The sequence below is a fragment of the Aquificaceae bacterium genome, assembly GCA_037481935.1.
Taxonomy (GTDB): Bacteria; Aquificota; Aquificia; order Aquificales; family Aquificaceae; genus Pampinifervens.
Map to the genome: position 1 here is coordinate 67,784 of JBBFKQ010000008.1, position 26,162 is coordinate 93,945.

A 26,162-nucleotide genomic window follows, 5' to 3' on the forward strand; every position below is an offset into this window, starting at 1 on the left:
GTCAGTCCTTCCCTGCAATGCCCTGAAGTAAAAAGCCCGAGACCAGGCCTATGGAGAAGGCTACAAATCCCAGGATAAAGGCTGAGAGTTCCATGAGGCGGGGAATGGGCTGGTCATACAGCTTTTTTGGGTGAGAGGAAAAGCTCTCCTTCCATATGGGGTAAACATACATGGCTGCAAGCAAACTTCCAATAAGGAATATAACACCCTGAAATACAAAGCCTGTCTGTATTGAAGCTTTTAGAAGCAAAAACTTGGCCACGAAGCCTCCACTCAGAGGCAGACCTATGAGGGTTGCTCCGGAAAAGAAGAGGGCAAAGAAGGTAAAGGGGTGGCTGTGGGCAAAGCCAGGCATGTAGGAGAGTTCATCCCTCCTTGCCACATATATGGCGTTTCCTGAAGAGAGAAACATGCTTGCCTTTGCAAGGGCATGAGATAGAGCTTGAAGAGCAAAACCTTCCAGGACCATGGTCTTTACATGGAGGACTTGAGCCTGATAGTATATGGGGACCATCAGGAAAAGGTAACCCATCTGTGCCACGGTGGAATAAGCCAGGAGCATCTTTATGGTTTTCTGCCTTATGGCGTAATAGGAACCTAAGACCACGGCGAGAGCACCGAGGGTGCCCAGAACCCAGCTAAGGTATTCAAGGCTCTTATTCTCCGGGAATACCTCAAGCCACAGCCTGAGTATGAGGTAGGCTGGGGGCTTTACTACCAGCCCCGAAAGAAGTGCACTGGCGGGTGCCACCGTGCTTGAATGGGCTGGGGGGAGCCAGAAGTGAAAAGGAAAGAGGGCGGCCTTTATGGCAAGGGCTATGCTCAGAGGGAAGAGGGTGTAGATGAATTCCTCAGTGCCCGTAAGCCTTTCTGACAGAAGGTTCATACTCAGAGTCCCGTAGCTTGCATAGAGCATTGCCACGCCAAAGAGGTAGAACATAGAGGCAAGCAGGGAAAGAATCAGGTAATTAACCGCCGCCTTTATGGCCTTTCTATAACCCGGGAGGGCAACGAGCACCACCGCGGTAAGGGAGAGAACTTCAAGGGCTACATAGAGGTTAAAAAGGTCCTCAGAAAGAAAAAAGGCATTCAGGCCTGCCCAGAGAAAAAAGAAGAAGAACCAGAAAAACCTTCCTTCTCTTTCATATCCACCTTTGAAAAAACTTATGGCATATACGCTCACAGAAAAACTCACAAGGGCAGTCATAAGAAGGAAAAAACCCGTAAGACCGTCAAGCCGAAGACCTATACCCAGAGGAGCAACCCAGCCGCCAATCCACTGATAGACTGGCTCCCCTCCTTTCAGGGTAAGGTGGAAGGCGTAAAGGGATGAAAACAGGGACAGCACACTGAAGCCCAGCGCAATGTAGGACCTGAACAGACCCAGAAGGGACAGCATGGAGCCTGTAAGAGGAACAACTATCAGATACGCAAGGTCAAAGCCTACCATCACTCCTCCTCATCTCTGCTCATACGCAGAAGCAGAGAGACAGCAAGGGCTGTGGCGCTTACTGCAACCACTATGCCCGTAAGCACGAGGGCATGAGGGACAGGGTCAGGATTTCCCCCTGGCACCCTTTTGGCCGTGCTTATGAAGAAAAGAAATACGCCAGAGCCAAGTATGTTAACCGTGATTAGACGTTTTGCATTGTTCTCTGCCGTGAGGAAATAGTAGGTGCTTACCAGAATAAGAATCAGGGAAAGGAGGTAATAAAAGTCAGTCATAGCCTCCCCCTGTAGGCGGTATAAAGGAGCACAGCAGTAGAGAGCCATATGGAAAGTTCTATGAGAATTATGGAAGGTGTTGCCAGATCTATGGGGAATGTAAGAAAGCCATTGCCTGTGATAGCATAGAGCGTCCCTATGCCCAGAAAGATAACAAGGCTGAGGAGAAGAAGGAGACCTGATATTCTGCCAAAGTTGATTGCCTGTCCGGACAGAGCGAGCAGAACCAGACCACCAGCCAGCAGAGCACCACCCTGAAAGGCACCACCCACTGAAAAGGCACCCAGATAGGTTATGTAAAGGGAAAAAAAGGCAACAAGTGGGAAGAAATGCCTGGAGACGCTCTGAAGTATGGGGTCTTTCCAGAGGTAGACCTCTCTTCTTGTCCCTATAGCCAGAACTCCAAAGGTAGCAAGGGTTATTACACCAACCTCAAGCAGGGTGTCGTAGCCCCTGAAGTTCAGAAGTACTGCAGTTACTGGACTTTCAACTCCACTCAGGGGCAGATTTTCAGAGACAAGGGCTGAAACCCTTACTTCAACAGGTATATTTCTTATGTAGGGCAGCATCCAGAGAAAGAAGAGGAAGCTGACCACACCGGCCCAGAGCTTCCTGTAGGCGGGGACTCTTACACTTTTTATGTTTACACCCTTCATAAGCTTGAATATGAGAACGCCCGTTATACCTGCCCCCAGTATTATCTCCACCATAGCCACATCGGGCGCAGAGAGCCTGACCCACACTAGACCGCTTATCAGCCCAAAGCTCAGAAAGAAAACACCGCTTCTGAGAGTATCTCTGCTGTGCATAGAAGCAAGTGCAGAGAGTAGGAGAAGGGTTCCGAGCAGGAGGTCAAGCATCGCCTCTTTTCCTCTTCTGATGGGCTATGGCGTAGCCAACCAGCGAGCTGTAAACTATGACAAAGAGCCATATTATGATAAGCTTTAGCACCTCAGAAAGACTCTTTGCAGACACCATAACACCCAGAACCACAAAGCCAAACCCAAGAAGGTCTGCCTTCGTAAGGGCATGCAGTCTGCTGTAAGTATCTCTCAGTCTCAGAAGACCCATACTACCCGCAAGAAGAAAAAAGGCTCCAACGAACATAAGGCTCAAGGACAGAACTTCAAGAATTGTCATCTCGCAGGAGTATTATAGCAAAGGCTATGCCACCCATACCAGCAAGAAGTGCAAAGGCAAGAGCTACATTGAGGAGTGAACCCTGCTCCGCATAACTGTGTATAGCAAGAATGAGCGCGGTTCCTCCAGTGCCCAGAAGTAAAGAAGCCAGCATACTGTCCACAAGGCTTGGACCCCTGAGCACCCTCACAAGACCAAGCAAAAGGTTTAAACCAAGAAGCGCAAAGAGTATATGATAGAGCTCTTTCATGAAAACACCCTGTCTACCAGCCTTTCAAGCTCTCTGAGCTTTTCCTCGCTAAAGTCCTTTATATCAAGGGTGTGTATAAGAATTCTGTCTCCTGAGAGCTCCACACTAAGAGTTCCGGGAGTCAGGTTTATCACCATACAGAGCAGAAACCTCGCAGGCTGTTTGTGTGTGGTGAGATTATAAGTAACAAAGCCAGGGTTTACAAGAAGCCTGGGACCAATTACTCTTCTGGTTACATCAATACCGCTAAGAAAAGACTGTCCCAGAAAGGTTATGAAAAAGGATAAAAGGGCAAAAAAGTTGAGTCTGGGAAGGTAGACCCTCAGGAGTTTGTGAAACAGAAGAGCTGTGAAAAGGGATATAGAGCCAAAGAAGAGAGATTTTGCTTCTACACCCGAGATAAGCAGCCACAGGAGGGAGTAGAAAAGGGCAAGAATAAACATAGGCCGCTTCATGCCCTATATTATAGATTATGCTGGCTTTAGTGGGGCTCTTCTTTTTTATTTCCAGTGCTGTTGGTGCTGACTTTTGTATAAAAAGGGTTGAAAACCCCTACCCAGAGCCTTATCTGGATTTTACCTTCAGAAAAAGGCTGGAAAGGGCAATCCTTGAAACTGGAAACACAATAGTCTGCAAAGAGGGTTCTCAGGAGATAATACCAAAGGTTGAGCTCCTGAAGGAAACCCCCATAGCCTTCACCCCACAGCAAAGAGTGAGCGCCTACAACCTTGAACTCAGAGTGAGCCTCACCGTCAACGGCAAAGGGCAAAGTTTTTCCACGGTTGTTCCCTACTCTCAGCCCGATGGCAGTTTTGGAGATCTTCCGAGAAGAGGTGCTATAGAGGATGCTTTTGGTATAATCTACATAGAGATGCTTGAGTTTATAAAAAGAAGTGAGGAAGGAAAATGAAATGTCCCAGATGTGTCCATGTGGACCTCCTTGAAGTAAACAGGTATGGTGTTGTGGTGGATGTATGCCCATCCTGTGGTGGTATGTGGCTGGACAAGGGCGAGCTTTCAAAGATAATTGAAGCTATACGCAGGGCGGAGGGCAGTCTTGATGAAGAGCTGAGAGGAATAACGAGAGAATATCCGGAGGTTTACAGAAAATACGAGGAATACAAGTATAAAAAAAAGAGAAAGTCTATTTTTGGTGAGCTTTTTGATATCTTTGACTGATGGATGACTTGAAGTTTATGAAGAGGGCTCTTGAGCTTGCTCTCCTGCGAAAGGGTCTTACTCATCCCAACCCCGCCGTTGGTTGTGTGATAGTTAAGGAAGGGGAAATAGTTGCGGAGGGATACCACGAAAGAGCTGGTATGCCCCATGCGGAGGTGGTCGCCCTTGAGAGGGCAGGCGAAAGGGCAAAGGACGCCACCCTTTATGTCACCCTTGAGCCCTGCACGCACTTTGGGAGAACCCCACCTTGCACCGATGCCATAATAAAGGCAGGCATAAAAAGGGTGGTTGTCGCAACCCTTGACCCAAACCCTCTGGTTTCTGGCAGGGGTGTGGAAAGGCTAAGGAATGCAGGAATAGAGGTGCAGGTGGGTGTGCTTGAGGAAGAGGCAAAGAGGCTAAACGAGGACTTTTTTACCTACATAACTCAGAAAAGACCCTACATAACCCTCAAGTGGGCGCAGAGCGTGGATGGGTCTCTTGCAACGAGGACTGGAGATAGTCAGTGGATAACCTCGGAAGAGTCAAGAGCCTTTGCCCACAGGCTCAGGTCTGAAGCCACAGCCGTGCTCGTGGGCATCAACACAGTGCTGAGGGACAACCCGAAGCTCACCGTCAGAGCCTTTGAATGGGAAAGGCAACCCATAAGGGTAGTTCTTGACCCTCAGCTGAGAATCCCAGAAAGCTGCCATCTTGTGCAGGAAAGAGAAAGCCAGACCATAATCTTTACCGTAAGCGAGGACAGGGAGAAAATAAAGAGGCTTGAGGACAGGGGTGTAAAGGTCCTTATGGCGCCCGCGGAGGGCAAGAAGCTTGACCTGAAGGAAGTGCTGAGAGAGCTATACTTTCTGGAGGTTATGCATCTCCTTGTAGAGGGTGGAGCGATAACGCTGACTTCCTTCCTAAAAGAAGGGCTTTTTGACCGCCTGTGGGTTTTTTTAGGTCCCGTCCTTATAGGTGAGGGTAAAAGGCTTGGAGATATAGGTGTAGCCCTTCTCAGGGAAGCTCAAAGATTGAGGCTAAGAGAGATAAAATCCTTCGGGGATGATGTGGCTCTGGAGTATGTGAGAACATGAAAATACTTTTCTTTGGCACTCCTGAGTTTGCCACACCTTCACTGAAAAGACTGCACGAAGAATTTGAAATTGCCGGAGTTGTCTGCCAACCAGACAGACCCGCAGGAAGGGGTCAGAAGCTCACACCACCACCTGTCAAAGTTCTGGCTCAGGAGCTTGGGCTTGATGTTTTCCAGCCTGAAAAAAGAAAGGAGCTCATACCCATCGTTGAAAGTCTGAAGCCTGAATGCATAGTAGTGGTTGCCTACGGCAAAATACTCCCACCAGAGGTAATACGCTACCCTGCCTATGGCTGTATAAACCTTCACGCAAGCCTTCTTCCCGCCTACAGAGGCTCTGCACCCATACAGAGAGCCATCATGGCGGGAGAAAAGAAGACGGGAAACACTGTTATGCTCATGGACGAAGGCATGGACACAGGGGACATACTCTCTCAGGAGGAAGAACCCATACTTGAGGAAGACAACCTCAAAGCCCTCTCCCAGAGACTTGCAATAAAGGGAGCAGACCTGCTTGTTAGAACTCTCAGAGAATGGATTGAAGGAAATGTCAAGCCCATCCCTCAGGACAACAGAGGAGCAACCTACGCACCACCCATTCAGAAGGAAGAGCTAAGAATTTGCTGGAAAGCAGATGCGGAAAGCGTGAAAGACAGAATTAGAGGACTTTACCCCGATTGCTACACACTTACAGAAAGGGGCGAAAGGCTCAAGATTCTGAAGGTAAGGGTTGTGGAGGGTGAAGGAGCGCCAGGGGAGGTTATTGATAGGAAAAGGCTCGTGGTAGCCTGTGGCGAGGGGGCAGTGGAGGTGCTGGAGCTAATATCTCCCAAGGGAAAGCTCATGAGCGGAGAGGAGTTTATGAGGGGTTATAGGCTAAAAAGATTGATTTAAAACTAGCCAAAGAGCTCTCTCTTTTTCTCTTCAGGCAGTTTCCTCAAATACTGGTTCAGATAATAGTAGTCTGGCTCGCTTCTCTGGGCTCTTGTTCTTATTTCAAACTGCGGGTCCTCCTGCTTTTCGCAGTTAAAGAGAATAAGCCCTATTCCAAATAGCATGCAAAGCGATTCAAGCCTGCTTATAGTTTCCTGGCCTGCCTGCTTTGGCACTGCTACATAAACCTTGTGGCTAAAGAGCTTGTAGCTACAAGCCTGACCAAAGGCTGTTATTAGAGCGGAGCCTTCCGTTGCAATCTTAACTTCGGCTGTTATAAGCTCAGGAGGTGGCTTTATGGGGTCAATATCAGAAAATTTGTATACACCTATCACATCCGGCGTGCCCCACTTGTCCTGAAAGACGTTTCCCCCAAGAACAACTGCCTTCGTGCATTCACTCAGTTCCTCTACTAGGAAGCTGGCGAAGGGCTTATAAAAATCCTCTTCTTTAAGGTTTCTGGGTGGAAGCTGGGCAGGCTGCTTACCTATCCTCTGGGAGCTCCATACAAACAGACCTCTCTCTGGCATGGATACATTTTTCTCTTTGCCTTCTAAGATACTTTGCCTCAGTTTGTGCAGGGTGCCGTGAATGGTGTTCGGGTTTGCTTCTGGAAGTCTATGCTTTATTTCCCCGTGTAAATCTGAATACCTTATTCCGTTTTGTTTCTCTTTTATTACCTGTAGAGCAACTTTGTATATTTCCTCTTGCTTCTGCCCCTTTCTTGCCATTTATAATTAGAGCAATTATATCATGGTCAACTCCACCTCTTTCCAAAAACCTCCAGCGGAGTGTTTGGCTCTGGGTTTATATCCTCTGGTGCGATTATTCCTCTTTTGAACCTTTCCATGCCTGCGTAGGCTATCATCTGGGCATTGTCCGTTGAAAGTCTGGGATGGGGAATGTGTAGCTCAAAGCCAAGCCTTTCTGAGAGCTCTCTAAAACGTTCTCTCAGTTCAGAATTGGCAGAGACGCCCCCCACTATGGCAAGCCTCCTGACTCCAGTTTTTTCCATGGCAAGAAGCGTCTTTCTTTCAAGAACATCCACCACAGCTTTCTGGAAGGAGGCAGAAAGGTCTTCTTTTGAATAACTGCCGGATTCCACGAGCTTTCTAACTGCAGTCTTGAGCCCGCTGAAGGACATGTTAAGGCTTTCATCCTCCATCATTGGTCTTGGCAGGCTGTATACTGGCTTTCCTTCCTTTGCCAGCCTGTCTACTACTGGTCCTCCCGGATATCCAAGGTTCATAAGTTTGGCAACCTTGTCGTAGCTCTCTCCCACTGCATCGTCAAGGGTTCCCCCAAGGAATACATACCTCCCAAAGCCTTCTACAAGATACAGGTCTGTATGGCCACCCGAGACTATGAGAGCAAGAAAGGGATATGCAACCGGCTTTTCCAGAAAGACGGAGTATATATGCCCCTCAAGGTGGTGGACTGGGACAAGGGGCTTTTTGAGCATGTAAGCCATTGCCTTGGCGAAGCTAACACCCACCACAAGGGAGAGGATGAGCCCGGGAGTAAGTGTAAAGGATATGAAGTCAACCTTCCTTATGTCAAAGCCCGTCTCATTGATAAGTCTGTCCAGCAAGGGAAGAAGATTTCTTGTGTGCTCTCTTGCGGAAAGTTCGGGAACAATCCCTCCATAGGGAAAGTGCACCTTTGCCTGAGACAGAATTATATCCCCTATTACCCCCTCACTGTCTGAGTATATACACAGGGCAGTCTCGTCGCAGGAGGTCTCAACCGCCAGTGTGTGCATAGCCCTTGGTGCCTGACCTTATGACCTCAACAGCCTTCTTTAGCTGGGGGTCAAGTTCAGGTTCAAGTATGAGTCCAGAAGCACCCTGAAGTCTCCTCTGTCTTATGGTTTCCTGGAGTTTTTCTTCTTGCTCCTCAGAGACCTTTACTTCGATGTCTGGCTGTATACCCTTTTTGTCAATAAGCCTCCCCAGTGGTGTGTAGTAATGGGCAACCGTCAGCTTGATGGCCGAGCCATCCTCAAGGGGTATTATGTTCTGAACAGAGGCCTTTCCAAAGCTCCTCTCTCCCACTAGAACTGCCCTTTTATGGTCCTGCAATGCACCCGCCACTATCTCCGATGCGCTGGCAGAGCCCCTGTTTATGAGAACAACGAGGGGAACATTCTCCGGAAGAACTGGCTTTTTCCTTGAGAAATACCTGTTTACCTCTCCATTCTTCGTTTTTGTGTAGACTACAAGCTTGCCCTCCTTCAGGAAAAGCTCAGATACGTTTATAGCCTCCGTCAGAAGCCCGCCAGGGTCGTTTCTGAGGTCAAGCACTATCCCCTTTACGCCCTGAGATGTTAAATTTCTTATTGCCTTTTCCACCTCTTTTCCTGCACCATCCGTAAACTGGGACAGCCTTATGTAGCCCACATCCTGAAGCTTTGTCCACTTTACACTTTCCACTTTTATAACTGCCCTTTCCAATTCAACTTTAATGGGTCTGTCTGCTCCCCTTCTCATTATGGTCAGGTTTACTTTTGTTCCAGGCTTTCCTCTTATCCTTCTGACCACATCCATAAGGTTCATGTTGGAGGTATCCTCGCCGTCTATCTCAAGGATAATGTCTCCGGACCTGATACCCGCCCTGAAGGCAGGCGTCCCCTCTATGGGTGATATGACTATGGGTCTTCCCTTATCCATGCCTATCTCTATTCCCACACCGCCGAATTCTCCCTCTGTCTCCTGCCTGAACTCTCTGTATTGCTCAGGGGTGAAAAAGGCTGAGAAGGGGTCAAGGGACTTAAGCATGCCATTGAGGGCACCGTATATAAGGTCCTTTGTGTTGGTTTCACCCACATAGTTCTCCTTTACGGTGCGGAAGACATCGGTGAACATCCTGAAGTATCTGTATTCATCCTCCTGTCTGTTGCCCTGAGACGCGCCGGCACTTCCAAGCACAAAGCCCACCGCAAAGGTTATAAGGAAAAGGCCAAAAAGTTTAAACCTGCTCATTTTCACTTCTCCTCCATTCTGATAAATATATTCTTTATGTCTTTCAGGTAAAAGCCTGCCTCACCCACCTGAGAGCCTCCTTTGCAGTATGTGTTTGCAGGAAGGTAGTATTCCTTTGAGGTTCCATCCTTAAGGGAAAGCCTGACTTTGAGTTGCTGTCCATCCTGACTTATAACCTCCAGAGACCTGAGGACTGAGAAGTTTATGGCATATTCAAGACCTCCCTCTCTCACTCTCAGGTATCCCCTGCCGTTGCATGAAAGCCCTCTGAGGCTGTGCTTTAAACCTTCCCTGTCCTCCAGCTCAATCCTGAGTCTGTTGTCCCTTGGAGGCTCAGCCATGGAGAGGATAAGGGGCAGTAGTATGAGCCACCTCTTCATAGACCTAAATTATACCCTCTTCTTCATCCTTATGCAGTTTGTAAACCAGACTGTCTGTGAGGGCTATCCAGGAGGCCTCTATTATGTTCTCGGAGACTCCCACCGTTCCCCACTTCCTTTTACCATCGGTAGATTCTATAAGAACCCTCACCTTTGCACTGGTTCCCTCCAGTTCGTTCACTATCCTCACTTTGTAATCTATAAGCTGAACCTCCTTGAGGTTGGGGTAGAACTCCTCAAGGGCTTTTCTAAGAGCTCTGTCAAGGGCACTGACTGGTCCGTTCCCGAGGGCAGCTGTGTGCTGTTTTATATCCTCCACAAAGAGTCTCACCGTCGCTTCAGAAACTGGCAGGTGGTCTGTGCTTCTCTTGGCTATGAGAACCCTGTATGCGTCAAGGTTGAAGTAGTCTCTCACAAGCCCGAAGTGCCTTTTACACAGAAGCTCAAAGGAGGCCTCCGCCGCTTCAAAGTGGTATCCTTCCTTTTCAAGCTCCTTAATTTTTTCAACCAGCTTCAGAAGCTCTGGAGACCTCTCCTCTACCTCAATGCCCATCTCTTTCAGTTTATAAAGTATGTTGCTCCTGCCGGAAAGGTCTGATACTGTTACCTTTCTCCTGTTGCCTACAAGAGCAGGGTCTATGTGTTCGTATGTGCTGGCATGTTTCATGACTGCAGAGGCATGCACGCCGGCCTTGTGAGCAAAGGCGCTTTCACCCACATAGGGCATGTTCTTTGGCAGAGGCATGTTGGAAAGCTCTGATATAAAGTGGCTGAGCTCTGTAAGTTTTCTCAGGCTATCTTCTGGCATTGCCAGAAAGCCCATCTTGAGCTGCAGGTTTGGGATTATGGAGCAGAGGTTTGCATTTCCCGTTCTCTCTCCTATGCCGTTTATGGTGCCATGCACCTGCCTTGCGCCTGCAAGCACTGCCATGAGGGAATTGGCAACACCAGTTTCAGAGTCATTGTGGGCATGTATGCCTATCTTTGCCTGTGGAAAGGCCTCCTTTACCTTCTTTGTTATCTCGTAAACCTCGTGGGGAAGACAGCCACCGTTTGTGTCGCAGAGCACAAGCCAGTCTGCACCCCCATAAAGAGCAGACCGTAGCACCTCAAGGGCATACTCGGGGTTATTCTTGTATCCATCAAAAAAGTGCTCTGCGTCAAAAACCACTTCCTCCACATGTTTTTTCAGGAAACTCACCGATTCGTAGACCATGGAAAGGTTTTCTTCAAGGCTTGTTTTGAGCGCCTCTGTCACATGAAAGTCCCAGCTCTTGCCAAAGATGGTTATCACCCTTGCACCAGACTTTATAAGGTTCTCTAACTGTGGGTCTTCCTCTGCTCTCTTGCCGGGCCTTCTTGTGGAGCCAAAGGCAACAAGCTTTGCATGATGGGGTCTGTATTTTCTTAGTCTCTCAAAGAGAATAGTATCTTTGGGGTTTGCCCCCGGCCATCCACACTCTATGTAGTCAATGCCAAACTCATCAAGTTTATGCAGTATTCGTAGTTTATCCTCCAGGGAGAAGTTCACGCCTTCCGCCTGAGAGCCGTCTCTCAGAGTAGTGTCATAAATGAAAACCTTTTCCATAATATAAAATATATCACTTCCTGAGTCTGAGCTTTCTGGGCTGTTCTCTGCTTTCTTTTCTGAGCTGGTCAAAGTCAAGAGCCGGTCTTTCCTCGGGAAGGCCAAGTGCTCTAATGCTCTCCTGAAAAGCCCTTTCAAGGTTGAAAATTCTTAGGTTCTTTATGTAATCGGGAAGGAGGTGGTATTCCTCCCTCTGCAGGGCTTCTATAAGCTCCATTGCCTGAGGAGAGAGTCTGAGGCTGTTGAGGTCCACACCCTCAAGACCAAACCTGTAAAGCCCTGCCAGCAAGACGGCTTCGTGGTAGCTGAGGTCCACCCTTTCTCCCTTTGCTTTCCTTTCTACCTTTGGAAGCCTCTCCTGAAGGTTTGTTATGGGAAGACCAGTGGCGGATGATATTTCCCTGAGAAGTTCGAACTTCCTGAGGCCATCCGGTATAAAGCCGCAGAAGTAAAGAAGGTCCTCAAGGGCAGACCTGTTTCCCTTCTCTATATCCCTAAGGAGCTCTTCTTCCACTGTAGGAGCTGAACTTATCATCTTCCTTAGACCTTCTGGGTCCTTCTTTACGAAGGAGTCGGGGTCTTCCCCCTCAGGCAGGTATACAACCTTCACCTCCATCCCGGCGCCGATCAGGTATGGCACAGAAGACCTGACAGCCCTTCTGCCTGCACTGTCCCCGTCGTAGAGGAGTATGGCTGTCTTTGCCATTCTGGAAAGTATACCTGCATGCTCTTCCGTGAGTGCTGTTCCAAGTGGTGCAACGCAGTTTCTTATGCCTTCTTGCCACAGGCTCATAAGGTCAAAGTATCCTTCCACCACCACCACCTGCCCCGATTCTCTTATGTAATCCTTTGACTCAAAAAGACCAAAGAGTGTAGCCCTCTTTCTGAAAACCTCAGACTCAGGGGAGTTCACATACTTGGGATGGCTTCCATCAAGGCTTCTTCCACCGAAGGCCACCACATTACCCTTTATGTCCCTTATGGGAATTACAAGCCTGTTTCTGAAAAGGTCTCTGTATACTCCAGAGTCTAACCTTGTGAGATTTGAGCTTTTTTCGTATACCCCCAGAAGCCCCTCTTCCATCAGCCTCTTTACCAACGCCTCTGTGTTTCCACCAAAGCCGAGAGAAAACCTGCTTATGGTCTTTGAGCCTATTCCCCTGCTCTGCAGGTATTCAAGCGCTGTCCTGCTCTTTTTGAGCTCCTCATGGTAGAAGTCCGTAACCCTCTGAAGAGCAAGCAAAAGCTGACTGTCCTTTTCCCTTTTTCTTACGCTTACCCTTATACCATATCTCTTTGCCAGCCTCTCAAGAGCCTCCCAGTAGTCCACATTCTCATACAGGCTCACAAACTTTACCGCATCACCCCCCACTCCACAACCAAAGCACTTAAAAATACCCTTTGAGGGAGATACATAGAAGGAAGGGGTATCATCGGGATGGAAGGGGCACCTTGCCACATAGCTGTTTCCAACCCTTTTGAGCTCTATGTAGGAGGATATAACATCCACTATGTCAATCTTTCCAAGGAGTTCTCTGGGGGAAGGCATGGAGTAAATTATATTCCCTGGATGCCTCTGAAAGTTATCCTAACCAGAAGTCAGGAGGACATAGAGAGGGACAGAATAATCTTTGAGAGAGCTGGCTTTGAAGTCATACCCATGCCCCTGATAGAGGAAGAGCCCATTGACTTTGAGCCTCCGCAGGAAAGCTTTGACTTTGTGGTCTTTCAGAGCCCGAGGGCAGTAAGAGCCTTTTTTTCCAAGTGCAGACTTGAGAAGGAAAAGATTGTGGTGGTGGGAGAAAAGACCAGAAATGCGGTTGAAGACTACGGCTACAATGTATGGGCAATGCCTGCAAACTACTACGGACAGGAGGTTTTGAAACTTTTTCATGGCCTGAAAGGGAAAGTGCTGGTTCCAAAATCTGCTATAGGCAGGGATGAAGTGGTGGAGGGGCTCAGGGCTCTTGGCTTTGAGGTGTATGCCCTTGACGTCTACAGTGTAAAGACAAGGCTTTACAGAAAGGAGGAAATTCTTGAAGTCCTCTCTCGGGCAGATGCTATCCTCTTTGCCAGCCCTTCTGCAGTAAGGGGTCTTCTTGCAAACTTGCAAAAGGAAGAAGCAGAAAGGTCTCTGAAGCCCCTTAAAGTCCTCTGTATTGGCAAAACCACAAAGGAATTTTTTGAAAGTGAGGTAAACCTGGAGTGCCTCGTGCCTGAAAAACCTTCAGTTGAAAAGGTGGCGGAGCTTTTGAAAAGCATGGTATAAAATTTGCATTATAAAATTTGCATTAATGAGATGTGAGATGAGGCAGAAAACCCTCCTTAGGGAAGTGGAGTTTGAAGGCGTGGGCATTCACAGCGGTGAGGTTTCAAGGATCGTTCTGCACCCTGAGAGGGAAAACACTGGAGTAAGGTTTTTTATTAAGGGCACATACATCCCTGCCAGCTACAGGTATGTGCTTGGCACTGACCATGCCACAGTTCTTGGAAAAGATGGTGTCAGAGTAAGCACTGTGGAGCATCTGCTTGCGGTTCTTTACATGCTTGGAGTGGATAACCTTACAGTAGAGTTTTTAAGTGGGTGTGAGGTTCCCATACTTGACGGAAGTGGTTATCACTTCTACAAGCTACTGAAAAATCTGACCACTGAGCTTGAGGAGGAAGCGAGAGTTTTTGAGCTAACAGAAAACTTTGAAGTGAAAAACTGTAAAGGCTACATTAGGGCGGAGCCTTATGAGGGCTTCTGCGCAGCATACAGGGGCTATGTGAGGGGTCTTCTTGAAGAAGGCACAGCCCAGTATTGTGGAAATGCAAGGGAAGTGGTCTTTGCAAGAACCTTTTGCTACGAGGAGGAGGTGGAGTTCTTGCTTCAGAAGGGTCTTGCAAAGGGGGGGAACCTCAAAAACGCAGTTGTTATAGGAGACGGTTTTGTTTACAACCCTGAGGGAATGAGGTCAAAGGACGAGCCCATAAGGCACAAGCTTCTTGACCTTCTTGGAGACCTGAGCCTGCTTGGTATGAGGCTTAGAGGGAAAGTCTTTTCTTACCTGGGGGGTCATAGCCTCAACTATGATTTCGTGAAAAGCCTTGCTGAAAGCTCTCTCTCTACGAGTCTTATGTCCTCTTCTGTGTCCACTCCGTGATAGTAATTCTCTGAGATTATAACCCTTATTCTGTAGCCAGCTTCTAAGAGCCTGAGCTGTTCCAGCCCTTCAAGCTCCTCAAGAAGGCCCCTTCCCATAGAGGTAAACTCCAGCAAGGTCTCCTTCCTGAAGGCGTATATACCCACATGCTTGAGAGGGTAGAGGTCTGAGCTTTTTTTCATGTGGGGAATGGCGGACCTTGAGAAGTAGAGGGCTGTGTGGTCCCTTGCAAGGACAACCTTTACCGAGTTTGGGTCTTCGTAAGCCTGAGTGTCTCTCAGGGCAAGGGTTGCCACTGGGTGCTCAAGTAGGGCTTCAAAGAGCCTGCAAATGTCTTCTTTGTAAACAAAGGGCTCATCCCCCTGATAGTTAATCACGCAGTCCACATGCTCATCCCTTATCACATGAGCAACCCTGTCGCTTCCCGAGGGAAGCTCTGAAGGGGTAAACCTTACTTCTACAGGGAGGTCTTTTACGCTGTGGTAAATCTTCTCGCTGTCCGTAGCAAGGACTACCCTTTCACCAGTTTTCAGACAACCCTCCACCACCCACCTTATAAGGGGCTTGCCAAGTAAAGAAACAAGAGGCTTTTCATTTAGCCTTGTGGAGCCGAGCCTCGCTGGTATTACGATCAGCCTTTTCATCGCATGGACAGGTAAACTATTACCATAAGAAGCAGAAAAAGAAGAATAACAAGCGTCATGAGAAGTTTTCTGTAGCTGTTTATGTCCCTTGAAAGGGACAGTATCATTTCATCCTTACTTCTTGAAACCTGTTCTATGTTCTGTATGTATTCTGTCAGCTTCTCAACTTTTTCCTTGAGGGATGTTTTTTCCATTTCAAGCCTATAGAGCTTTTCATGTATGGAGTTATTTTCAAACTTTAGGTTTTCCAGCTCTTTTCTGCACTTTTCCAGTTCCTCTACATACTCTCTGAATTTATCGTATTGCTCCTGCATCAGTAAGAATTATAAGTTCATTCGCTCCTGAGGCTCTTTCTCCTGAGGATTTTTCTGTATTCTTCAAGGGCAAGGCTCTCCTGTTCTTTGTAGAGGCTTTCTCTATCGATAAGGTTTTTCCAGTTAACCTTGTGGGCTTCAAACCATGGACCTTCAGTGCATGCCAGTAGCTGCTTTCCATCCACCATCACTCTACAAACAAGACAAAGACCTACTGCGTCCAGCATGTGAACGCTTACCATACTAACAATCGGGGTATTCCTGTAAATCTCTGTAAGTCTATAGGATAGTCCGTTTTCTCCCGCTGAGACTACAAGGTCTGCATCAAAGACGATAATGTCCTCAGAGTGCCTTACTTCCTCAAAGAGCTCCTCAGCCCTTTCTCTGAGATAAAAATCCTCAGAAACTACCTGTAAGAGGAGTCTATTACCTGCAGCCTTCAGCGCCCTTGCCACATTGAGAATTGGTGCAATACCCCATGAATAGGCGTAGAAGACTATCTTTCCGTATTGATTTACCGGAAAGGGCTTGCCCAGTGGTCCTGCCACATACTGAAAGCTCTCAGCCTCCTCAAGAATCTCAAGGCTTGACCTTCCCACAGCCTTAACAAGGCAGGTAAAGCCCTCCTCAAAGGTGTCAAGTATGGAAAGGGGTATTAGCTCGGAAAGCTCTGTATGCTGAACCATTACAAACTGCCCGGGCTGTGCCGCTGATACATGGGGTGCATGAACCTTTAAAATACAGGCATCCTCCGAAAGCCTCTTCTTCTCAAGAATCCTGTGCATGTTTAAGATTATCTCACAGAGTAGTTATAAACTGGCACTTCCTGCTTGACAAGTGAATAAAGTTTATTAGAATATTCTTATAAACTTATTTAAGGAGGTTGAAGATGACTATGGATAGAGCTTTGAGGCTTACCTCTGGTGGTGTGCTTTTGCTGGTATTTCTTATCGCCATACTGCCTTCAGAAATACACTGGTTCTGGAAGGCTTTCATAGTCTTTATGGCTCTCAACCAGATACAGTCTGCCTTTACTGGCTGGTGCCCTGTGATAAGCCTTTACAGAAGGCTGGGAGTTAAAGAGTGCACATGCTAATCGGTCTCTAACTCTATCTCGCAGCCTTCCTTTTCTATCACCAGCTGGCAGGTGAGCCTCCTGTTTTCCTCATACTCTCCTATTCTCCAGAGGGTTTCTTCTTCTTGCTCGGAGGGCTCCGCCAGGCACTCAAGCCCTTTTAGCACTGTGCATACGCACACACCACATTGACCGTCGGTGCATCCAAACTCCACACCCGCCTTTTCTATCTCATGATGGTGGTCACCAAACTTTTCACCTGCGGGGATTTCAAGCACCTTCTTGTTTATCTTAACCTTAGCCATGAGAAATATTTTAGCCACAAAGATTCTATGGGCTTTGATTTATCTCAATGATTCTGCAGAACTTTCCAGAGAGCCTCCCGAGAGGTTTCAGGTGGCTGGGGTCAAGGCTCTCCGCACCGGCGAGGGCAACTTTTCCAAATAGCAGGTCGTAGTTAAAGAGTTCCTCATGTCTGAAAAGTCTGCATTCAAGCCAGGCTCTTACACCTTCCACCCTCGGCGCCTTTACCCTGTAAGATTGCACCGGTTTGAGCCCTGCCATTTCAAACTCGCTCACTTCAGGTGGGAACTCTTCAGAGGTAATCTTTACCGCCGACAGAAATTCCTCTGAGAGGAAGTTTATCACAAATTCACCAGTGCTCAGTATGTTTCTTGCTGTATCCTTTCTGCTTCCATCCTCTTTTCTGCTTATGGAGAGGAGCACAATTGGTGGCTCGTCGCATACTGCGTTATAAAAGCTGAAGGGTGCAAGGTTCGGAATGCCCTCCGGACTCAGTGTGGAGACCCATGCTATGGGTCTTGGAACAACCAGCTTTGTAAGCACCTCGTAGGGGTCAAACCCCTGAGGACTTTCCATATCAAAGAGCATGTATCATAGTATAAATGAGGCTTCTTTCCCTGGACACATCCTTTTCTCCCATAAACCTTACGGTTGTAGAGGATGGCAGGGTGGTGCTCCATCACTATGTGGACGACGGTAAGAAAACCCTTCAGCATCTGCCGATGGTGCTGGAGGAGCTAAAGATAGAAGCAGAGAATATGGATGCCTTTGCTGTTTCCCTTGGCGTTGGTTATCTAACATCGCTGAGGATTGGCATAACCTTTATGAAAACGCTGGCCTACCTGAGAGGCAAGCCCATAGTGGGCTATGAAAACCTGCATATGATGTGTCTTTTTGTAAAGAGTAAGGAAGAAAGGGCTGTTGCTCTCAGGGTAAGCAGCAATATCTTCTACAGAATCTGCAAAGGTCAGCAGATGGGTGAAATTGAGGTGTTGAAGGACAGGCTGCCCGAAGTCCCGCTGGTAGGTCTTGCATCCCAGGGGATTGGAGACATCCAGCTTGAATACTTTCCCTTTTCCCTTTATGGTGGACTGTGGGCTTATAGGAAACTTTCCGAAGGCTACGAGGGCGACAACCCTATGCTTTTAGAGCCGCTTTACCTCAAACCTCCTGTTTGAGAGAAGGTAAAGCAATGCTCCCATAGATGGAAAGATAAGCATAAGAAGGGCAGACAGCCTGTAGTTTTCCCCGGTTATGAGCAGGAAAAAAGACCAGAATATAAGCCCAAGGCTTGAGGCTATACGCTCGCTGAGAGAATAGAAGGAAAACCTCACAGCCACATCTCCACGGGTAAACCTCTCAAGGAGCAAAATCCTTGAAGTGGTCCATAGATGCGCCAAACATAGACCTGCAAAAAAGCCAAGTGGAAGCAAAAAATCTCTGGGTGTAATGTAGAGTAAAAGCAGAAAGGCACTCCACAGGAGAAAGCCCAGAGGGAAAAGCCTCTGGGCGGAAATCCTGTCGGTAAGCCTTCCAAACAGGAGACCTCCGGAGATGCCCCCAAGGGCTGAGAAGCCTATAGTTCTGTATATATCCCTCTCTGAAAGCCCGTAAACTTCCCTGAGATAGACGCCCATCATGGCTATCATGGTATGGGCAAGCTCCATGAGAAGAAGCATGGAGGCCATGGTAAGGAGGAAGCCTCTGTCTCTGAAAAGTTCTCTGAGAACAACCTTCTGCCTTTCCTCCGGCTCAGACAGACTTACTACAGAAGGCAGGGAGAGCAGGAAAAATATAAGACCAACCCATACAAAGGCAGAGGGGAGGGTAAGCACCGGCGCAAGAAAGATAAGGGACAGGGCAGACCCCGCATAGCCCAGAGCCACACCAAAGCCAGAGGCAAACCCTTTTGTCTCAAAAGATTTCAGAAGGGAGTTATAGAAGACCAGTGCCTGCTGGTGAAATATTGCCAAAAGAAGATAGAGGACAAAGTTGAGCTCTGCCCTGTTGAAGGATATGAAGAGAGTAAGGCATAAAAGAGGGACGCACAGGCTGAAAAGTGTGAAAAAGCCTTTTCTCAATCCCCTATGGTCAGCGATCCTGCCAAGCTGAAGGGCAACAAGGAAGGAGATAAAAAAGGCAATCCCATATAGCACCGAGTAGGTCTTAACATCCACATGCTGGGTAATGTATAGAGGATATAAGGTGGAAAATAAAAGGGCCCCCAGCACAGTCTCCCCAGAATCGTAGAGGGCAAAGGAAAGAAGTTTAAATTTTCTTTTCACACTATTTCTTTACTTCTACCTCGCACTGGTCTGACACACCATAAGGGTCTCTCCTGCACTGCTCTAAGGGCACCACCTTTCTGAACCTTTCCGCATACATTTCCCAATTCTGGAGAATCTCCTCCGCCAGTGGGCTTTCGGTGTAGCTGAAGTGTTTTTCAATCAAAGTCCTTAGCTCATCTTTCTCTTCATCTTTGAGTGCTCTTACCATCACGTAGCCTGTGTTTATCTTATCCTGCACCTCTTCATCCAGCACGTAGGCGTAGCCTCCAGTCATGCCAGCTCCCAGGTTTACACCCACCTTTCCAAGCACCACCACAAGCCCTCCTGTCATGTATTCACAGCAGTGCATGCCTGCACCCTCTACCACTGCCAGAGCTCCACTGTTCCTGACAGCAAACCTTTCTCCGGCCCTGCCCGCTGCGTAGAGCTCACCGCCCGTTGCACCATAGAGGCATGTGTTTCCCATTATCACATGGTTGTGCGGGTCTTTGAGCCCGTCGGGCTTTATCACAATCCTTCCTCCATACATACCCTTGCCCACATAATCGTTGGCATCGCCAATGAGAGTAAGAAACATGCCCCTGTGATTAAAGGCTCCAAAGCTCTGCCCTGCAGTGCCTCTAAAAAGAAGTTGTATGGTATCCTCTGGAAGTCCTTCATCCCTGTATCTTACCGCAATGTGGTAGGCAAGCCTTGTGGGCACGCTCCTGTCCACATTCCTGATGGAGTATTCTCCGTAGAAGGGCTGACCCTTTTCTATATAGGGTAGAACCTCTTCTTCCAGCCTCTTTGCCAGCTCGCTCCTTCTGGGGTTGTCGTTTCTCTCCTGCAGACATCTTAGGGGTCTACCTTCAGGATATCCTTCCTTCAGGAATTCCTCCAGCTTTACCCTCTTGGAGCCGGGGATATGGTCATAGGTCCTCACTTCAAGCAGGTCCCTCTTACCTATTATCTCATCAAGAGACCTGACACCCATCTGGGCAAGGATTTCTCTGACCTCCTGAGCCACTGCTCTGAAGTAAGCCATCACATTCTCCACCCTTCCCTTGAACTTCTCCCTGTATTTGGGGTCCTGCGTGGCTACGCCCGTGGGGCACTGGTTTGTATGGCACAGCCTTGCCATCACGCATCCCTCAGCTATCATGGCCGCAGTGCCAAAGCCAAACTCCTCCGCTCCCAGAAGGGCTGCAAGAACCACATCCCTGCCTGTCCTCATACCTCCATCCACCCTGAGCCTGACTTTGTCCCGCAAGCCATTTTCCATAAGCACCCTCTGCGTCTCCGAAAGCCCTATTTCCCAGTAGTTGCCCGCATTTTTTATGGAAGAGTAGGGGCTTGCGCCCGTTCCGCCTTCTGCACCGCTTATCTGGACAATGTCCGCATAAGCCTTTGCCACCCCCGCCGCTATGGTTCCCACACCTGTTTCAGCCACCAGCTTGACACACACCTTTGCCTGTGGGTTGGACTCTTTAAGGTCGTTTATAAGCTGGGCAAGGTCCTCTATGGAGTATATGTCATGGTGGGGTGGTGGAGATATGAGGGTGACTCCCGGCTGTGCGTGCCTGAGCCTTGCTATGTACTCGTTTACCTTCTTACCGGGTAGCTGCCCTCCTTCTCCGGGCTTTGCGCCCTGAGCGATTTTTATCTCTATATCCTTTGCTGAGGCAAGATAGGTGGGTGTGACTCCGAAGCGTCCGGAGGCAACCTGTTTTATGGCAGAGTTCTTTATGGTCCAGTATCTGGCAGGGTCTTCCCCTCCTTCCCCAGAGTTGCTCTTCATGCCGAGCCTGTTGCAGGCTTCTGCCAGCACCTCATGGGCCTCGGGGGAAAGTGCTCCCAGAGACATACCACCCGTGACAAACCTCCTGAGAATGTTCTCTACGGGCTCCACCTCCTCTACGGGGATGGGCTTTTCCGCTTTTTTGTAGTCTAAAAGATGTCTTATGAAGGCGGGGTGCTCTTCGTTGGCTATGCGTGAAAACTCCTTATAATCCTCGTATTCCTTTGTCTCCAAAAACTTGTGGAGAGCCCGGACCACAAAGGGGGACCATGCGTGATACTGCCCACCCTTTCTGAACTTCATGTCCCCACCGTAGTCAAGCTGTGGATTTTCCACATCATATGCCGCATCATGCCTTGCCAGCAAACTGTCCTGAACCTCAAATATGCCGTCCGATTCAAGAGTCACGGGAGTGCCGGGGAAGTATTCCTCCACAAAATCTCTGCTGAGGCAAACCGTATCAAAGATTCTCGCACCCTGATAGGAGTTGAGGGTAGAAATACCCATCTTGGACATGATTTTGAGTAGCCCATCCTCAAGGGCTTTTTTATAGTTAAAAACTGCCTGCTCGTAAGGAGCCTTTATCTCCCCCTTCTGACAGAGTTCACCTATAAGCTCATACACCAGGTATGGATACACAGCGGAGGCACCATAGCCTATGAGGCATGCCATGTGATGGGTATCTCTTGCTTCACCCGTTTCTATCACTATGGACACTCTGTTGGCAAGCCCCCTCTCTGAGAGCCACCTGAAGACGGCAGACACTGCCAGAAGACTTGGCACAGCAAGCCTGTATCTGGATATATTTCTGTCCGATAAGACCACTATGTTTGCACCCTCTCTTACAGCCTCTTCAACTCTTCTGCAGACTATTTCCACGCCCAGCCTGAGGTCGCATATGGTAATGCCCTCATACATGGCATCGTAGAGTATGTCCGTTATTCTTCTCTCGCCTGCCAGGTCCTGAAGCTCTACCACGCAGTAGCTTCTTTCCTTGGGATAGGTTATAGGCACCCATGCTACCTTGAAGTGCTCCTGCTCCATGAGAGCTCTGAACTGGTAGGGCAGGAGTATGGGGCTGTCTATCTGAAACCTCCTTGCATGCTCCTCTTCTTCCCTCAGAAAGTTTCTTTTGTGTCCCAGGTTCATTCTGAGGGACATGACCGCTTTTTCCCTTATGGGGTCTATGGGAGGGTTTGTTACCTGAGCAAAGCGTTGTTTGAAGTATCTGAAGAGCAGCACTGGCTTTTCTGAAAGGGGTGGTATGGGTGTATCATCTCCCATGGAGAAGGTTATTTCTTTGCCTTCTTCCGCCATGGGTGCAAGAACGTGCTTTATCTCTTCCTGTGTATAACCAAAGGCAACCAGTTTTCTTATTCTATCCGGGTCTTCAGAAGGCTCAGGAAGCCTGTAATCCTTTATTATACTGCCCAACCTCACAAGGTGCTTTCTAAGCCACTCACCGTATGGCTTTTGAGAAGATAGGTCTCTAAGTATCTCCTCCGTCTCTTTTACCTCACCCGTTGAAAGGTCAACAACAAGCGTATCCCCCGGTCCCAGCCTTCCCTTCTTGAGAACCTTTCTACCTTCAAGGTCCACCATACCCACCTCTGAGCCAAGCACAAGAACACCATCCTCCGTGAGCACATACCTGGCAGGTCTCAGACCATTTCTGTCAAGATGAGCCCCTATTTTTCTTCCGTCAGTAAAGGCTATGCTCGCAGGTCCATCCCAGGGCTTCATGAGAAGGGACTGGTATTCAAAAAACTCCTTTACCTCCTCCGGAAGCCATGGCACGCCCTCCCAGGCAGGAGGAATGAGCATGTTTATGGCATGCTCAGGGCTGTAGCCTACAAGAAGCAGAAGTTCAAAGACCCTGTCAAGGGATGCAGAATCGCTCTCCTCGTAAGAAACCAGTGGTCTTATGAGCTTTATGTTCTCACCAAAGAGCTCATGCTCAAGCTCGTGCTCTATTGCCCTCATCCAGTTTCTGTTTCCCAGAATGGTGTTTATTTCTCCGTTGTGAGCAAGATACCTGAAGGGCTGAGCCAGCTTCCAGTTGGGGAAGGTGTTTGTGGAATATCTCTGATGAAATAGACAGAAGGCTGACTCTATCCGCTGGTCGTTTAGCTCAGGATAGAACACATCCAGCTGGGGTGCCACCAGCATACCCTTGTATACCAGGGTTCTTGAAGACAGTGAGGCAAAGTAGACCTTATCTCTGAGTTTCCTGTCCGTTTCAATTCGTCTTCTGAGAATGTAGAGCTCCAGCTCTCGCCTTTCCTCCGGAACTTTTCCTGCATCCAGTAGAAGGTGGAATATCTTTGGCATAACCTTGAGGGCAGATTCTCCCACTGCAGACTTGCTGACAGGAACCTCTCTCCAGGCAAGGAGAGAGAAGGGTGATTTTCTTACATGTTCCTCTATCTGAGCTCTTACATCCTCATACAGGAAGACTGCACCCACCGCAAGGTTGTTTATGTCAGAAACCTCATAACCTTCCTCGGAAAGCCATTCTATAAAGAACCTTCTGGGAATTTCTATGAGAACACCAGCGCCATCTCCGGTCTTTCCATCACCGCCAACGGCACCTCTGTGGGTGAGGTTTTTCACCGCCTCTATGCCCCAGCGAACGATCTGGTGGCTTTTTTCACCCCTTACACTGCATACAAAGCCTACACCGCAGGAGTCGTATTCCAAAAGCTCCATCTCTTCACCTCACAAAAGGGTAAATGGGTTAATATTTTAATATAGGAAAAAGGATGTTATGAGGGCTGCTTTTTATGCTTCACCCCGCCAGCTCTCCCGATAGAACTCTTCAGAAGATAAGACACCAGATATGCAAGGAGCACAAGCACTACTCCATACAGCCCTCTCGTAGTGCGAAGCAGGAGCTTTCCGTAGAGCCTCAATGCGGGCTTTAGGAGAGATAAGGCTCTCCTTCTTCTTTTTTCTGAGGCAAGCGCCCAGAGTATTAACTTAGAAAGTATCTTCAGAACAAGGCTGTATGGGTTCAGCCTCTTTTTGAGGAGGTCCAAAAGCAAAAACCTCATATCTGGAAAATATATGCTCGTTAATTCTTGGTTAATGTCTATCGTATATTCATCAAACCTTAAAGGAGGTGCTATCATGAGAAAGGCGCTTGCAGTTCTCACTGCCCTTGGCACGCTTGGGGCGGTTGCCCTGGCACAGCCTGTGGGACATTCCATGGGCAAGAAGGAGCATAAGCTCTGGTGTCAGCAGAACTGGGAAAAGTGCAGGCAATTCAGGGATGAAGCCCTGAAGATAAAAGAAAGGAGCATAGCCAGAGAAAGAGATTGCCTGCAGAAGGCAAAGGACTTCTGGGCTTTTGAAGAGTGCAGGGCTCAGGCAAAGGTGCAGACCAAGAAGGAGATGTCTGAGCTCAGGCAGAGGTTTATGGAGGGTGCCGGCAAGTGAGGTTGCTTCTTGTGGAAGATGACAGGGAGCTTGCAAACTCTCTCAAGGGTCTCCTGGAGCAGGAGGGCTTCAGGGTGAGGCTTGCCCTCGACGGAAGGCGGGGGCTCGACCTTGCCCTCTCTGAAGATTTTGACCTTATACTGCTGGATTACTTTCTGCCGGGTCTGGACGGCAGGGAATTCTTAAAAAGGCTCAGAGAAGAAGGCTCAAAGGTGCCAGTTATAGCCCTCACGGTGGTGTCGGATGTAAAGAGTAAGGTGGACTTTTTCCAGATGGGTGCAGACGACTACATTACCAAACCCTTTCACTTTGAAGAGTTGATGGCAAGGATAGTTGCAGTGAGAAGGAGATACGCAGGGCTTGAAAGTTCTGAAATAAGGCTCGGACCCCTGCATATAAACCTGCAGCAGAAGAAGGTCTCTGTGGAGGGGAAAGATGTGAGCCTCACTGTCGGTGAGTTTTCATTGCTTGAGTATCTTCTCCTCAACAGGGGCAGGTCTGTCTCCAGGGAGGAGCTGCTTGAAAAGGCTCTAGGGAGCTATGAGGCAGAAAGCAACACGGTGGAGGTGCTCATCCACAGGCTCAGGAAAAAGCTGGGCAGGGATATAATAAGAACACAGAAAGGGCTTGGCTACAGGATAGAATGAACTCTCTCAGAAGGCAGTTTTTTCTCTTTTTTCTGGTGGTTGCCCTTGCAAGCAGTGTATTTCTCGGGGGCATTTACTGGAGCGTAGAGAGGTCCTATTATCTTCTGCTGGACAGCCATCTCATGAAAGATGTGCTTGAGCTTGAAAAGCTCTACACTGAGGGGGAAGAGTTTGGGAGAAGTGAGCCCTACGTGCTGAGAAACCCCCAGGGACTTGTGGTGGACGCCAGCAACCTTGAATTCATTCCTCCCCTCAAAAACAGAGAAATGCCCTACACGGAGAACCTCTCTTTTGGCGAAAAAACCTACCGCTTTATAACCACAAAAAGCTCAAGGGGCTTTTACCTGCAGTATGGCATTGATATAAGTCAGGCGATGGAATTCTTCGGGCTTTTGAAGACAGCACTACTCTCTGGATGGCTCTTTTTCCTGTTGCTTCTTGTGTTTTTCTACTGGCTTTTTGTAAAAAGAAGCCTTGTTGAGCTTGAGGGTGCTGTCAGAGAAAGCCTTGAGGGCAGAGAGGTAAAGGTTTACAGGGAGATTGAACCTCTCGTAAAAAGTCTCCGGGAAAGGCTCAGGGAGATAAAAGAGCAGTCCCATCACTACAGAGACCTTCTTATGGCTCTGAGCCACTCTCTGAAAACCCCGCTGGGTAGGCTATACCTGAGGCTGGAGCTTTTGCAGAGAAGACACAGGGAAGTGGACTTTAGCGATATTAGAAAAGAGCTCCAGAGGATAGAAAAGAGCTCTAAGGCTTTTCTGAGGCTTTCAAAGCTGGAGGCACAGCTCTACAGCCCTTCTTTTGAACAGTGTAATCTGAGAGAGCTTTTGCAGAAGGTTCTTCTCCTCTACCCTCAAGAAAGGATAAGGATGGATATGCAGGAGGTCATCCTGCAGTGCGACCCGGAGCTTGCCATGGAGGTCTTTGATGTGCTGGTGGACAACGCCATAAGGCATGGAGAGGGGGAGGTTTTTATAAGGCTTGAGGGATGCACTCTGAGCGTGGAAAACCTATCCTCAAAGCCTGTGGACGAAAACCTTCTTGAAAAGCCAGAGAGCAAAAGGCTCGGTGGTGTGGGGCTATACATTGCAAAAAGATTATGTGAAGTGCTGGGGTGGTCTATTAGCCTGAGACAGAGGGAAGAAGGCAGCCTTTATAGAGTAGTTTTTATGATAAACTTCTGCAGTAGCAGTAAAAGTTCATGATTTTATTTAAGAATTAAAACACCTTTTAAGGAACATTTACATGTGGTTAATCTACAGTTAAGGTAGGACAT

The 26,162-nt window shown here is 48.3% G+C and carries 31 protein-coding genes; 11 read left to right on the forward strand and 20 right to left on the reverse strand.

Translation table 11 applies throughout. The annotated features are described in order from the left end of the window. Nucleotide 1: 1 nt before the first annotated feature. The 6 genes from WHS43_07830 to WHS43_07855 are packed head-to-tail and all read right to left on the reverse strand — an operon-like array spanning nucleotide 2 to nucleotide 3,558. Nucleotides 2–1,450, reverse strand: coding sequence for a proton-conducting transporter membrane subunit (locus WHS43_07830; protein ID MEJ5339546.1), 1,449 nt, complete (start codon nucleotides 1,448–1,450; stop codon nucleotides 2–4). After that, nucleotides 1,450–1,725, reverse strand: coding sequence for a cation:proton antiporter subunit C (locus tag WHS43_07835; GenBank protein ID MEJ5339547.1), 276 nt, complete (start codon nucleotides 1,723–1,725; stop codon nucleotides 1,450–1,452). Before WHS43_07835 ends, WHS43_07830 begins: the two co-directional genes overlap by 1 nt. Continuing rightward, nucleotides 1,722–2,585, reverse strand: a complete 864-nt coding sequence (locus WHS43_07840; protein ID MEJ5339548.1) for a hydrogenase subunit MbhD domain-containing protein — start codon at nucleotides 2,583–2,585, stop codon at nucleotides 1,722–1,724. Before WHS43_07840 ends, WHS43_07835 begins: the two co-directional genes overlap by 4 nt. Then, entirely contained in the window at nucleotides 2,578–2,865 is a 288-nt protein-coding gene (locus WHS43_07845) for a monovalent cation/H(+) antiporter subunit G (GenBank protein ID MEJ5339549.1), read from the reverse strand. Before WHS43_07845 ends, WHS43_07840 begins: the two co-directional genes overlap by 8 nt. After that, nucleotides 2,852–3,115, reverse strand: coding sequence for a hypothetical protein (locus WHS43_07850; protein ID MEJ5339550.1), 264 nt, complete (start codon nucleotides 3,113–3,115; stop codon nucleotides 2,852–2,854). The genes WHS43_07845 and WHS43_07850 overlap by 14 nt, the downstream gene beginning before the upstream one ends. Beyond that, entirely contained in the window at nucleotides 3,112–3,558 is a 447-nt protein-coding gene (locus WHS43_07855; protein ID MEJ5339551.1) for a Na+/H+ antiporter subunit E, read from the reverse strand. The genes WHS43_07850 and WHS43_07855 overlap by 4 nt, the downstream gene beginning before the upstream one ends. A gap of 29 nt (nucleotides 3,559–3,587) precedes the next feature. Here WHS43_07855 and WHS43_07860 point away from each other — a divergent pair, with 29 nt between their 5' ends. The 4 genes from WHS43_07860 to fmt are packed head-to-tail and all read left to right on the forward strand — an operon-like array spanning nucleotide 3,588 to nucleotide 6,263. After that, on the forward strand, nucleotides 3,588–4,025 hold the full coding sequence (locus tag WHS43_07860) for a hypothetical protein (GenBank protein ID MEJ5339552.1): 438 nt from the start codon (nucleotides 3,588–3,590) through the stop codon (nucleotides 4,023–4,025). Next, on the forward strand, nucleotides 4,022–4,294 hold the full coding sequence (locus WHS43_07865; protein MEJ5339553.1) for a zf-TFIIB domain-containing protein: 273 nt from the start codon (nucleotides 4,022–4,024) through the stop codon (nucleotides 4,292–4,294). The genes WHS43_07860 and WHS43_07865 overlap by 4 nt, the downstream gene beginning before the upstream one ends. After that, entirely contained in the window at nucleotides 4,294–5,370 is a 1,077-nt protein-coding gene (gene ribD / locus WHS43_07870; protein ID MEJ5339554.1) for a bifunctional diaminohydroxyphosphoribosylaminopyrimidine deaminase/5-amino-6-(5-phosphoribosylamino)uracil reductase RibD, read from the forward strand. Before WHS43_07865 ends, ribD begins: the two co-directional genes overlap by 1 nt. Then, the gene (gene fmt, locus WHS43_07875; GenBank protein MEJ5339555.1) at nucleotides 5,367–6,263 is read left to right on the forward strand and encodes a methionyl-tRNA formyltransferase; all 897 of its coding nucleotides are present in this window, start codon (nucleotides 5,367–5,369) and stop codon (nucleotides 6,261–6,263) included. The genes ribD and fmt overlap by 4 nt, the downstream gene beginning before the upstream one ends. Nucleotides 6,264–6,265: 2 nt before the next feature. On the opposite strand, the gene WHS43_07880 is transcribed toward fmt, so the two are convergent. The 6 genes from WHS43_07880 to dnaG are packed head-to-tail and all read right to left on the reverse strand — an operon-like array spanning nucleotide 6,266 to nucleotide 12,800. Continuing rightward, nucleotides 6,266–7,033 carry a hypothetical protein gene (locus tag WHS43_07880; GenBank protein MEJ5339556.1) on the reverse strand — a complete coding sequence of 256 codons (768 nt, stop codon included), beginning with the start codon at nucleotides 7,031–7,033 and terminating at the stop codon, nucleotides 6,266–6,268. Nucleotides 7,034–7,059: 26 nt separating this feature from the next. Next, on the reverse strand, nucleotides 7,060–8,064 hold the full coding sequence (gene tsaD / locus WHS43_07885; GenBank protein ID MEJ5339557.1) for a tRNA (adenosine(37)-N6)-threonylcarbamoyltransferase complex transferase subunit TsaD: 1,005 nt from the start codon (nucleotides 8,062–8,064) through the stop codon (nucleotides 7,060–7,062). Further along, on the reverse strand, nucleotides 8,045–9,283 hold the full coding sequence (locus tag WHS43_07890) for a S41 family peptidase (GenBank protein ID MEJ5339558.1): 1,239 nt from the start codon (nucleotides 9,281–9,283) through the stop codon (nucleotides 8,045–8,047). The genes tsaD and WHS43_07890 overlap by 20 nt, the downstream gene beginning before the upstream one ends. 2 nt (nucleotides 9,284–9,285) lie before the next feature. Further along, nucleotides 9,286–9,663, reverse strand: a complete 378-nt coding sequence (locus WHS43_07895) for a hypothetical protein (GenBank protein ID MEJ5339559.1) — start codon at nucleotides 9,661–9,663, stop codon at nucleotides 9,286–9,288. A gap of 4 nt (nucleotides 9,664–9,667) precedes the next feature. Continuing rightward, nucleotides 9,668–11,251, reverse strand: coding sequence for a citramalate synthase (cimA, locus tag WHS43_07900; protein ID MEJ5339560.1), 1,584 nt, complete (start codon nucleotides 11,249–11,251; stop codon nucleotides 9,668–9,670). 13 nt (nucleotides 11,252–11,264) lie between these two features. After that, a complete protein-coding gene (dnaG, locus tag WHS43_07905; protein MEJ5339561.1) occupies nucleotides 11,265–12,800 on the reverse strand; it encodes a DNA primase in 1,536 nt (511 codons plus the stop codon). A 21-nt stretch (nucleotides 12,801–12,821) separates the two neighbouring features. Here dnaG and WHS43_07910 point away from each other — a divergent pair, with 21 nt between their 5' ends. Further along, nucleotides 12,822–13,520, forward strand: a complete 699-nt coding sequence (locus WHS43_07910; protein ID MEJ5339562.1) for a uroporphyrinogen-III synthase — start codon at nucleotides 12,822–12,824, stop codon at nucleotides 13,518–13,520. Between the two features lie 37 nt (nucleotides 13,521–13,557). Beyond that, nucleotides 13,558–14,397, forward strand: coding sequence for a UDP-3-O-acyl-N-acetylglucosamine deacetylase (gene lpxC / locus WHS43_07915; protein MEJ5339563.1), 840 nt, complete (start codon nucleotides 13,558–13,560; stop codon nucleotides 14,395–14,397). Here the strand turns inward: lpxC and kdsB are convergent. Genes kdsB through WHS43_07930 form a run of 3 tightly spaced genes read right to left on the reverse strand, consistent with a single transcriptional unit; the run spans nucleotide 14,322 to nucleotide 16,140 of the window. Further along, nucleotides 14,322–15,041, reverse strand: coding sequence for a 3-deoxy-manno-octulosonate cytidylyltransferase (kdsB, locus tag WHS43_07920; protein MEJ5339564.1), 720 nt, complete (start codon nucleotides 15,039–15,041; stop codon nucleotides 14,322–14,324). The two genes, lpxC and kdsB, sit on opposite strands and share 76 nt — an antisense overlap. After that, nucleotides 15,038–15,355 carry a hypothetical protein gene (locus tag WHS43_07925; GenBank protein ID MEJ5339565.1) on the reverse strand — a complete coding sequence of 106 codons (318 nt, stop codon included), beginning with the start codon at nucleotides 15,353–15,355 and terminating at the stop codon, nucleotides 15,038–15,040. Before WHS43_07925 ends, kdsB begins: the two co-directional genes overlap by 4 nt. Nucleotides 15,356–15,372: 17 nt before the next feature. Continuing rightward, nucleotides 15,373–16,140, reverse strand: a complete 768-nt coding sequence (locus WHS43_07930; GenBank protein ID MEJ5339566.1) for an oxidoreductase — start codon at nucleotides 16,138–16,140, stop codon at nucleotides 15,373–15,375. 110 nt (nucleotides 16,141–16,250) lie between these two features. Here WHS43_07930 and WHS43_07935 point away from each other — a divergent pair, with 110 nt between their 5' ends. After that, on the forward strand, nucleotides 16,251–16,451 hold the full coding sequence (locus WHS43_07935; protein ID MEJ5339567.1) for a DUF2892 domain-containing protein: 201 nt from the start codon (nucleotides 16,251–16,253) through the stop codon (nucleotides 16,449–16,451). Here WHS43_07935 and WHS43_07940 read toward each other — a convergent pair. Beyond that, nucleotides 16,448–16,735, reverse strand: a complete 288-nt coding sequence (locus WHS43_07940) for a 2Fe-2S iron-sulfur cluster-binding protein (GenBank protein MEJ5339568.1) — start codon at nucleotides 16,733–16,735, stop codon at nucleotides 16,448–16,450. The two genes, WHS43_07935 and WHS43_07940, sit on opposite strands and share 4 nt — an antisense overlap. Before the next feature lie 25 nt (nucleotides 16,736–16,760). Next, nucleotides 16,761–17,321, reverse strand: coding sequence for a flavin reductase family protein (locus WHS43_07945; protein ID MEJ5339569.1), 561 nt, complete (start codon nucleotides 17,319–17,321; stop codon nucleotides 16,761–16,763). 14 nt (nucleotides 17,322–17,335) lie between these two features. On the opposite strand from WHS43_07945, the gene WHS43_07950 reads away from it, so the two are divergent. Beyond that, nucleotides 17,336–17,911, forward strand: coding sequence for a tRNA threonylcarbamoyladenosine biosynthesis protein TsaB (locus tag WHS43_07950; GenBank protein ID MEJ5339570.1), 576 nt, complete (start codon nucleotides 17,336–17,338; stop codon nucleotides 17,909–17,911). On the opposite strand, the gene WHS43_07955 is transcribed toward WHS43_07950, so the two are convergent. Genes WHS43_07955 through WHS43_07965 form a run of 3 tightly spaced genes read right to left on the reverse strand, consistent with a single transcriptional unit; the run spans nucleotide 17,879 to nucleotide 23,854 of the window. Then, complete coding sequence (locus WHS43_07955; protein ID MEJ5339571.1) at nucleotides 17,879–19,018, reverse strand: MFS transporter; 1,140 nt, start codon at nucleotides 19,016–19,018, stop codon at nucleotides 17,879–17,881. The genes WHS43_07950 and WHS43_07955 overlap by 33 nt on opposite strands. A gap of 1 nt (nucleotide 19,019) precedes the next feature. After that, entirely contained in the window at nucleotides 19,020–23,510 is a 4,491-nt protein-coding gene (gltB, locus tag WHS43_07960; protein ID MEJ5339572.1) for a glutamate synthase large subunit, read from the reverse strand. A 56-nt stretch (nucleotides 23,511–23,566) separates the two neighbouring features. Continuing rightward, nucleotides 23,567–23,854 carry a hypothetical protein gene (locus WHS43_07965; GenBank protein MEJ5339573.1) on the reverse strand — a complete coding sequence of 96 codons (288 nt, stop codon included), beginning with the start codon at nucleotides 23,852–23,854 and terminating at the stop codon, nucleotides 23,567–23,569. Between the two features lie 76 nt (nucleotides 23,855–23,930). Between WHS43_07965 and WHS43_07970 the strand changes: the two genes are divergently transcribed. The 3 genes from WHS43_07970 to WHS43_07980 are packed head-to-tail and all read left to right on the forward strand — an operon-like array spanning nucleotide 23,931 to nucleotide 26,091. Further along, a complete protein-coding gene (locus tag WHS43_07970) occupies nucleotides 23,931–24,239 on the forward strand; it encodes a hypothetical protein (protein ID MEJ5339574.1) in 309 nt (102 codons plus the stop codon). Further along, nucleotides 24,236–24,886 carry a response regulator transcription factor gene (locus WHS43_07975; GenBank protein MEJ5339575.1) on the forward strand — a complete coding sequence of 217 codons (651 nt, stop codon included), beginning with the start codon at nucleotides 24,236–24,238 and terminating at the stop codon, nucleotides 24,884–24,886. Before WHS43_07970 ends, WHS43_07975 begins: the two co-directional genes overlap by 4 nt. Beyond that, nucleotides 24,883–26,091 carry a HAMP domain-containing sensor histidine kinase gene (locus tag WHS43_07980; GenBank protein ID MEJ5339576.1) on the forward strand — a complete coding sequence of 403 codons (1,209 nt, stop codon included), beginning with the start codon at nucleotides 24,883–24,885 and terminating at the stop codon, nucleotides 26,089–26,091. The genes WHS43_07975 and WHS43_07980 overlap by 4 nt, the downstream gene beginning before the upstream one ends. The last annotated feature ends 71 nt before the right edge of the window (nucleotides 26,092–26,162 follow it).

Bases quoted from the DNA above. Each gene is read 5' to 3' on its own strand.
- WHS43_07830 (MEJ5339546.1), bottom strand. From the start codon at position 1,450: ATGGTAGGCTTTGACCTTGCGTATCTGATAGTTGTTCCTCTTACAGGC.
- WHS43_07835 (MEJ5339547.1), bottom strand. From the start codon at position 1,725: ATGACTGACTTTTATTACCTCCTTTCCCTGATTCTTATTCTGGTAAGC.
- WHS43_07840 (MEJ5339548.1), bottom strand. From the start codon at position 2,585: ATGCTTGACCTCCTGCTCGGAACCCTTCTCCTACTCTCTGCACTTGCT.
- WHS43_07845 (MEJ5339549.1), bottom strand. From the start codon at position 2,865: ATGACAATTCTTGAAGTTCTGTCCTTGAGCCTTATGTTCGTTGGAGCC.
- WHS43_07850 (MEJ5339550.1), bottom strand. From the start codon at position 3,115: ATGAAAGAGCTCTATCATATACTCTTTGCGCTTCTTGGTTTAAACCTT.
- WHS43_07855 (MEJ5339551.1), bottom strand. From the start codon at position 3,558: ATGTTTATTCTTGCCCTTTTCTACTCCCTCCTGTGGCTGCTTATCTCG.
- WHS43_07860 (MEJ5339552.1), top strand. From the start codon at position 3,588: ATGCTGGCTTTAGTGGGGCTCTTCTTTTTTATTTCCAGTGCTGTTGGT.
- WHS43_07865 (MEJ5339553.1), top strand. From the start codon at position 4,022: ATGAAATGTCCCAGATGTGTCCATGTGGACCTCCTTGAAGTAAACAGG.
- ribD (MEJ5339554.1), top strand. From the start codon at position 4,294: ATGGATGACTTGAAGTTTATGAAGAGGGCTCTTGAGCTTGCTCTCCTG.
- fmt (MEJ5339555.1), top strand. From the start codon at position 5,367: ATGAAAATACTTTTCTTTGGCACTCCTGAGTTTGCCACACCTTCACTG.
- WHS43_07880 (MEJ5339556.1), bottom strand. From the start codon at position 7,033: ATGGCAAGAAAGGGGCAGAAGCAAGAGGAAATATACAAAGTTGCTCTA.
- tsaD (MEJ5339557.1), bottom strand. From the start codon at position 8,064: ATGCACACACTGGCGGTTGAGACCTCCTGCGACGAGACTGCCCTGTGT.
- WHS43_07890 (MEJ5339558.1), bottom strand. From the start codon at position 9,283: ATGAGCAGGTTTAAACTTTTTGGCCTTTTCCTTATAACCTTTGCGGTG.
- WHS43_07895 (MEJ5339559.1), bottom strand. From the start codon at position 9,663: ATGAAGAGGTGGCTCATACTACTGCCCCTTATCCTCTCCATGGCTGAG.
- cimA (MEJ5339560.1), bottom strand. From the start codon at position 11,251: ATGGAAAAGGTTTTCATTTATGACACTACTCTGAGAGACGGCTCTCAG.
- dnaG (MEJ5339561.1), bottom strand. From the start codon at position 12,800: ATGCCTTCCCCCAGAGAACTCCTTGGAAAGATTGACATAGTGGATGTT.
- WHS43_07910 (MEJ5339562.1), top strand. From the start codon at position 12,822: ATGCCTCTGAAAGTTATCCTAACCAGAAGTCAGGAGGACATAGAGAGG.
- lpxC (MEJ5339563.1), top strand. From the start codon at position 13,558: ATGAGGCAGAAAACCCTCCTTAGGGAAGTGGAGTTTGAAGGCGTGGGC.
- kdsB (MEJ5339564.1), bottom strand. From the start codon at position 15,041: ATGAAAAGGCTGATCGTAATACCAGCGAGGCTCGGCTCCACAAGGCTA.
- WHS43_07925 (MEJ5339565.1), bottom strand. From the start codon at position 15,355: ATGCAGGAGCAATACGATAAATTCAGAGAGTATGTAGAGGAACTGGAA.
- WHS43_07930 (MEJ5339566.1), bottom strand. From the start codon at position 16,140: ATGCACAGGATTCTTGAGAAGAAGAGGCTTTCGGAGGATGCCTGTATT.
- WHS43_07935 (MEJ5339567.1), top strand. From the start codon at position 16,251: ATGGATAGAGCTTTGAGGCTTACCTCTGGTGGTGTGCTTTTGCTGGTA.
- WHS43_07940 (MEJ5339568.1), bottom strand. From the start codon at position 16,735: ATGGCTAAGGTTAAGATAAACAAGAAGGTGCTTGAAATCCCCGCAGGT.
- WHS43_07945 (MEJ5339569.1), bottom strand. From the start codon at position 17,321: ATGCTCTTTGATATGGAAAGTCCTCAGGGGTTTGACCCCTACGAGGTG.
- WHS43_07950 (MEJ5339570.1), top strand. From the start codon at position 17,336: ATGAGGCTTCTTTCCCTGGACACATCCTTTTCTCCCATAAACCTTACG.
- gltB (MEJ5339572.1), bottom strand. From the start codon at position 23,510: ATGGAGCTTTTGGAATACGACTCCTGCGGTGTAGGCTTTGTATGCAGT.
- WHS43_07965 (MEJ5339573.1), bottom strand. From the start codon at position 23,854: ATGAGGTTTTTGCTTTTGGACCTCCTCAAAAAGAGGCTGAACCCATAC.
- WHS43_07970 (MEJ5339574.1), top strand. From the start codon at position 23,931: ATGAGAAAGGCGCTTGCAGTTCTCACTGCCCTTGGCACGCTTGGGGCG.
- WHS43_07980 (MEJ5339576.1), top strand. From the start codon at position 24,883: ATGAACTCTCTCAGAAGGCAGTTTTTTCTCTTTTTTCTGGTGGTTGCC.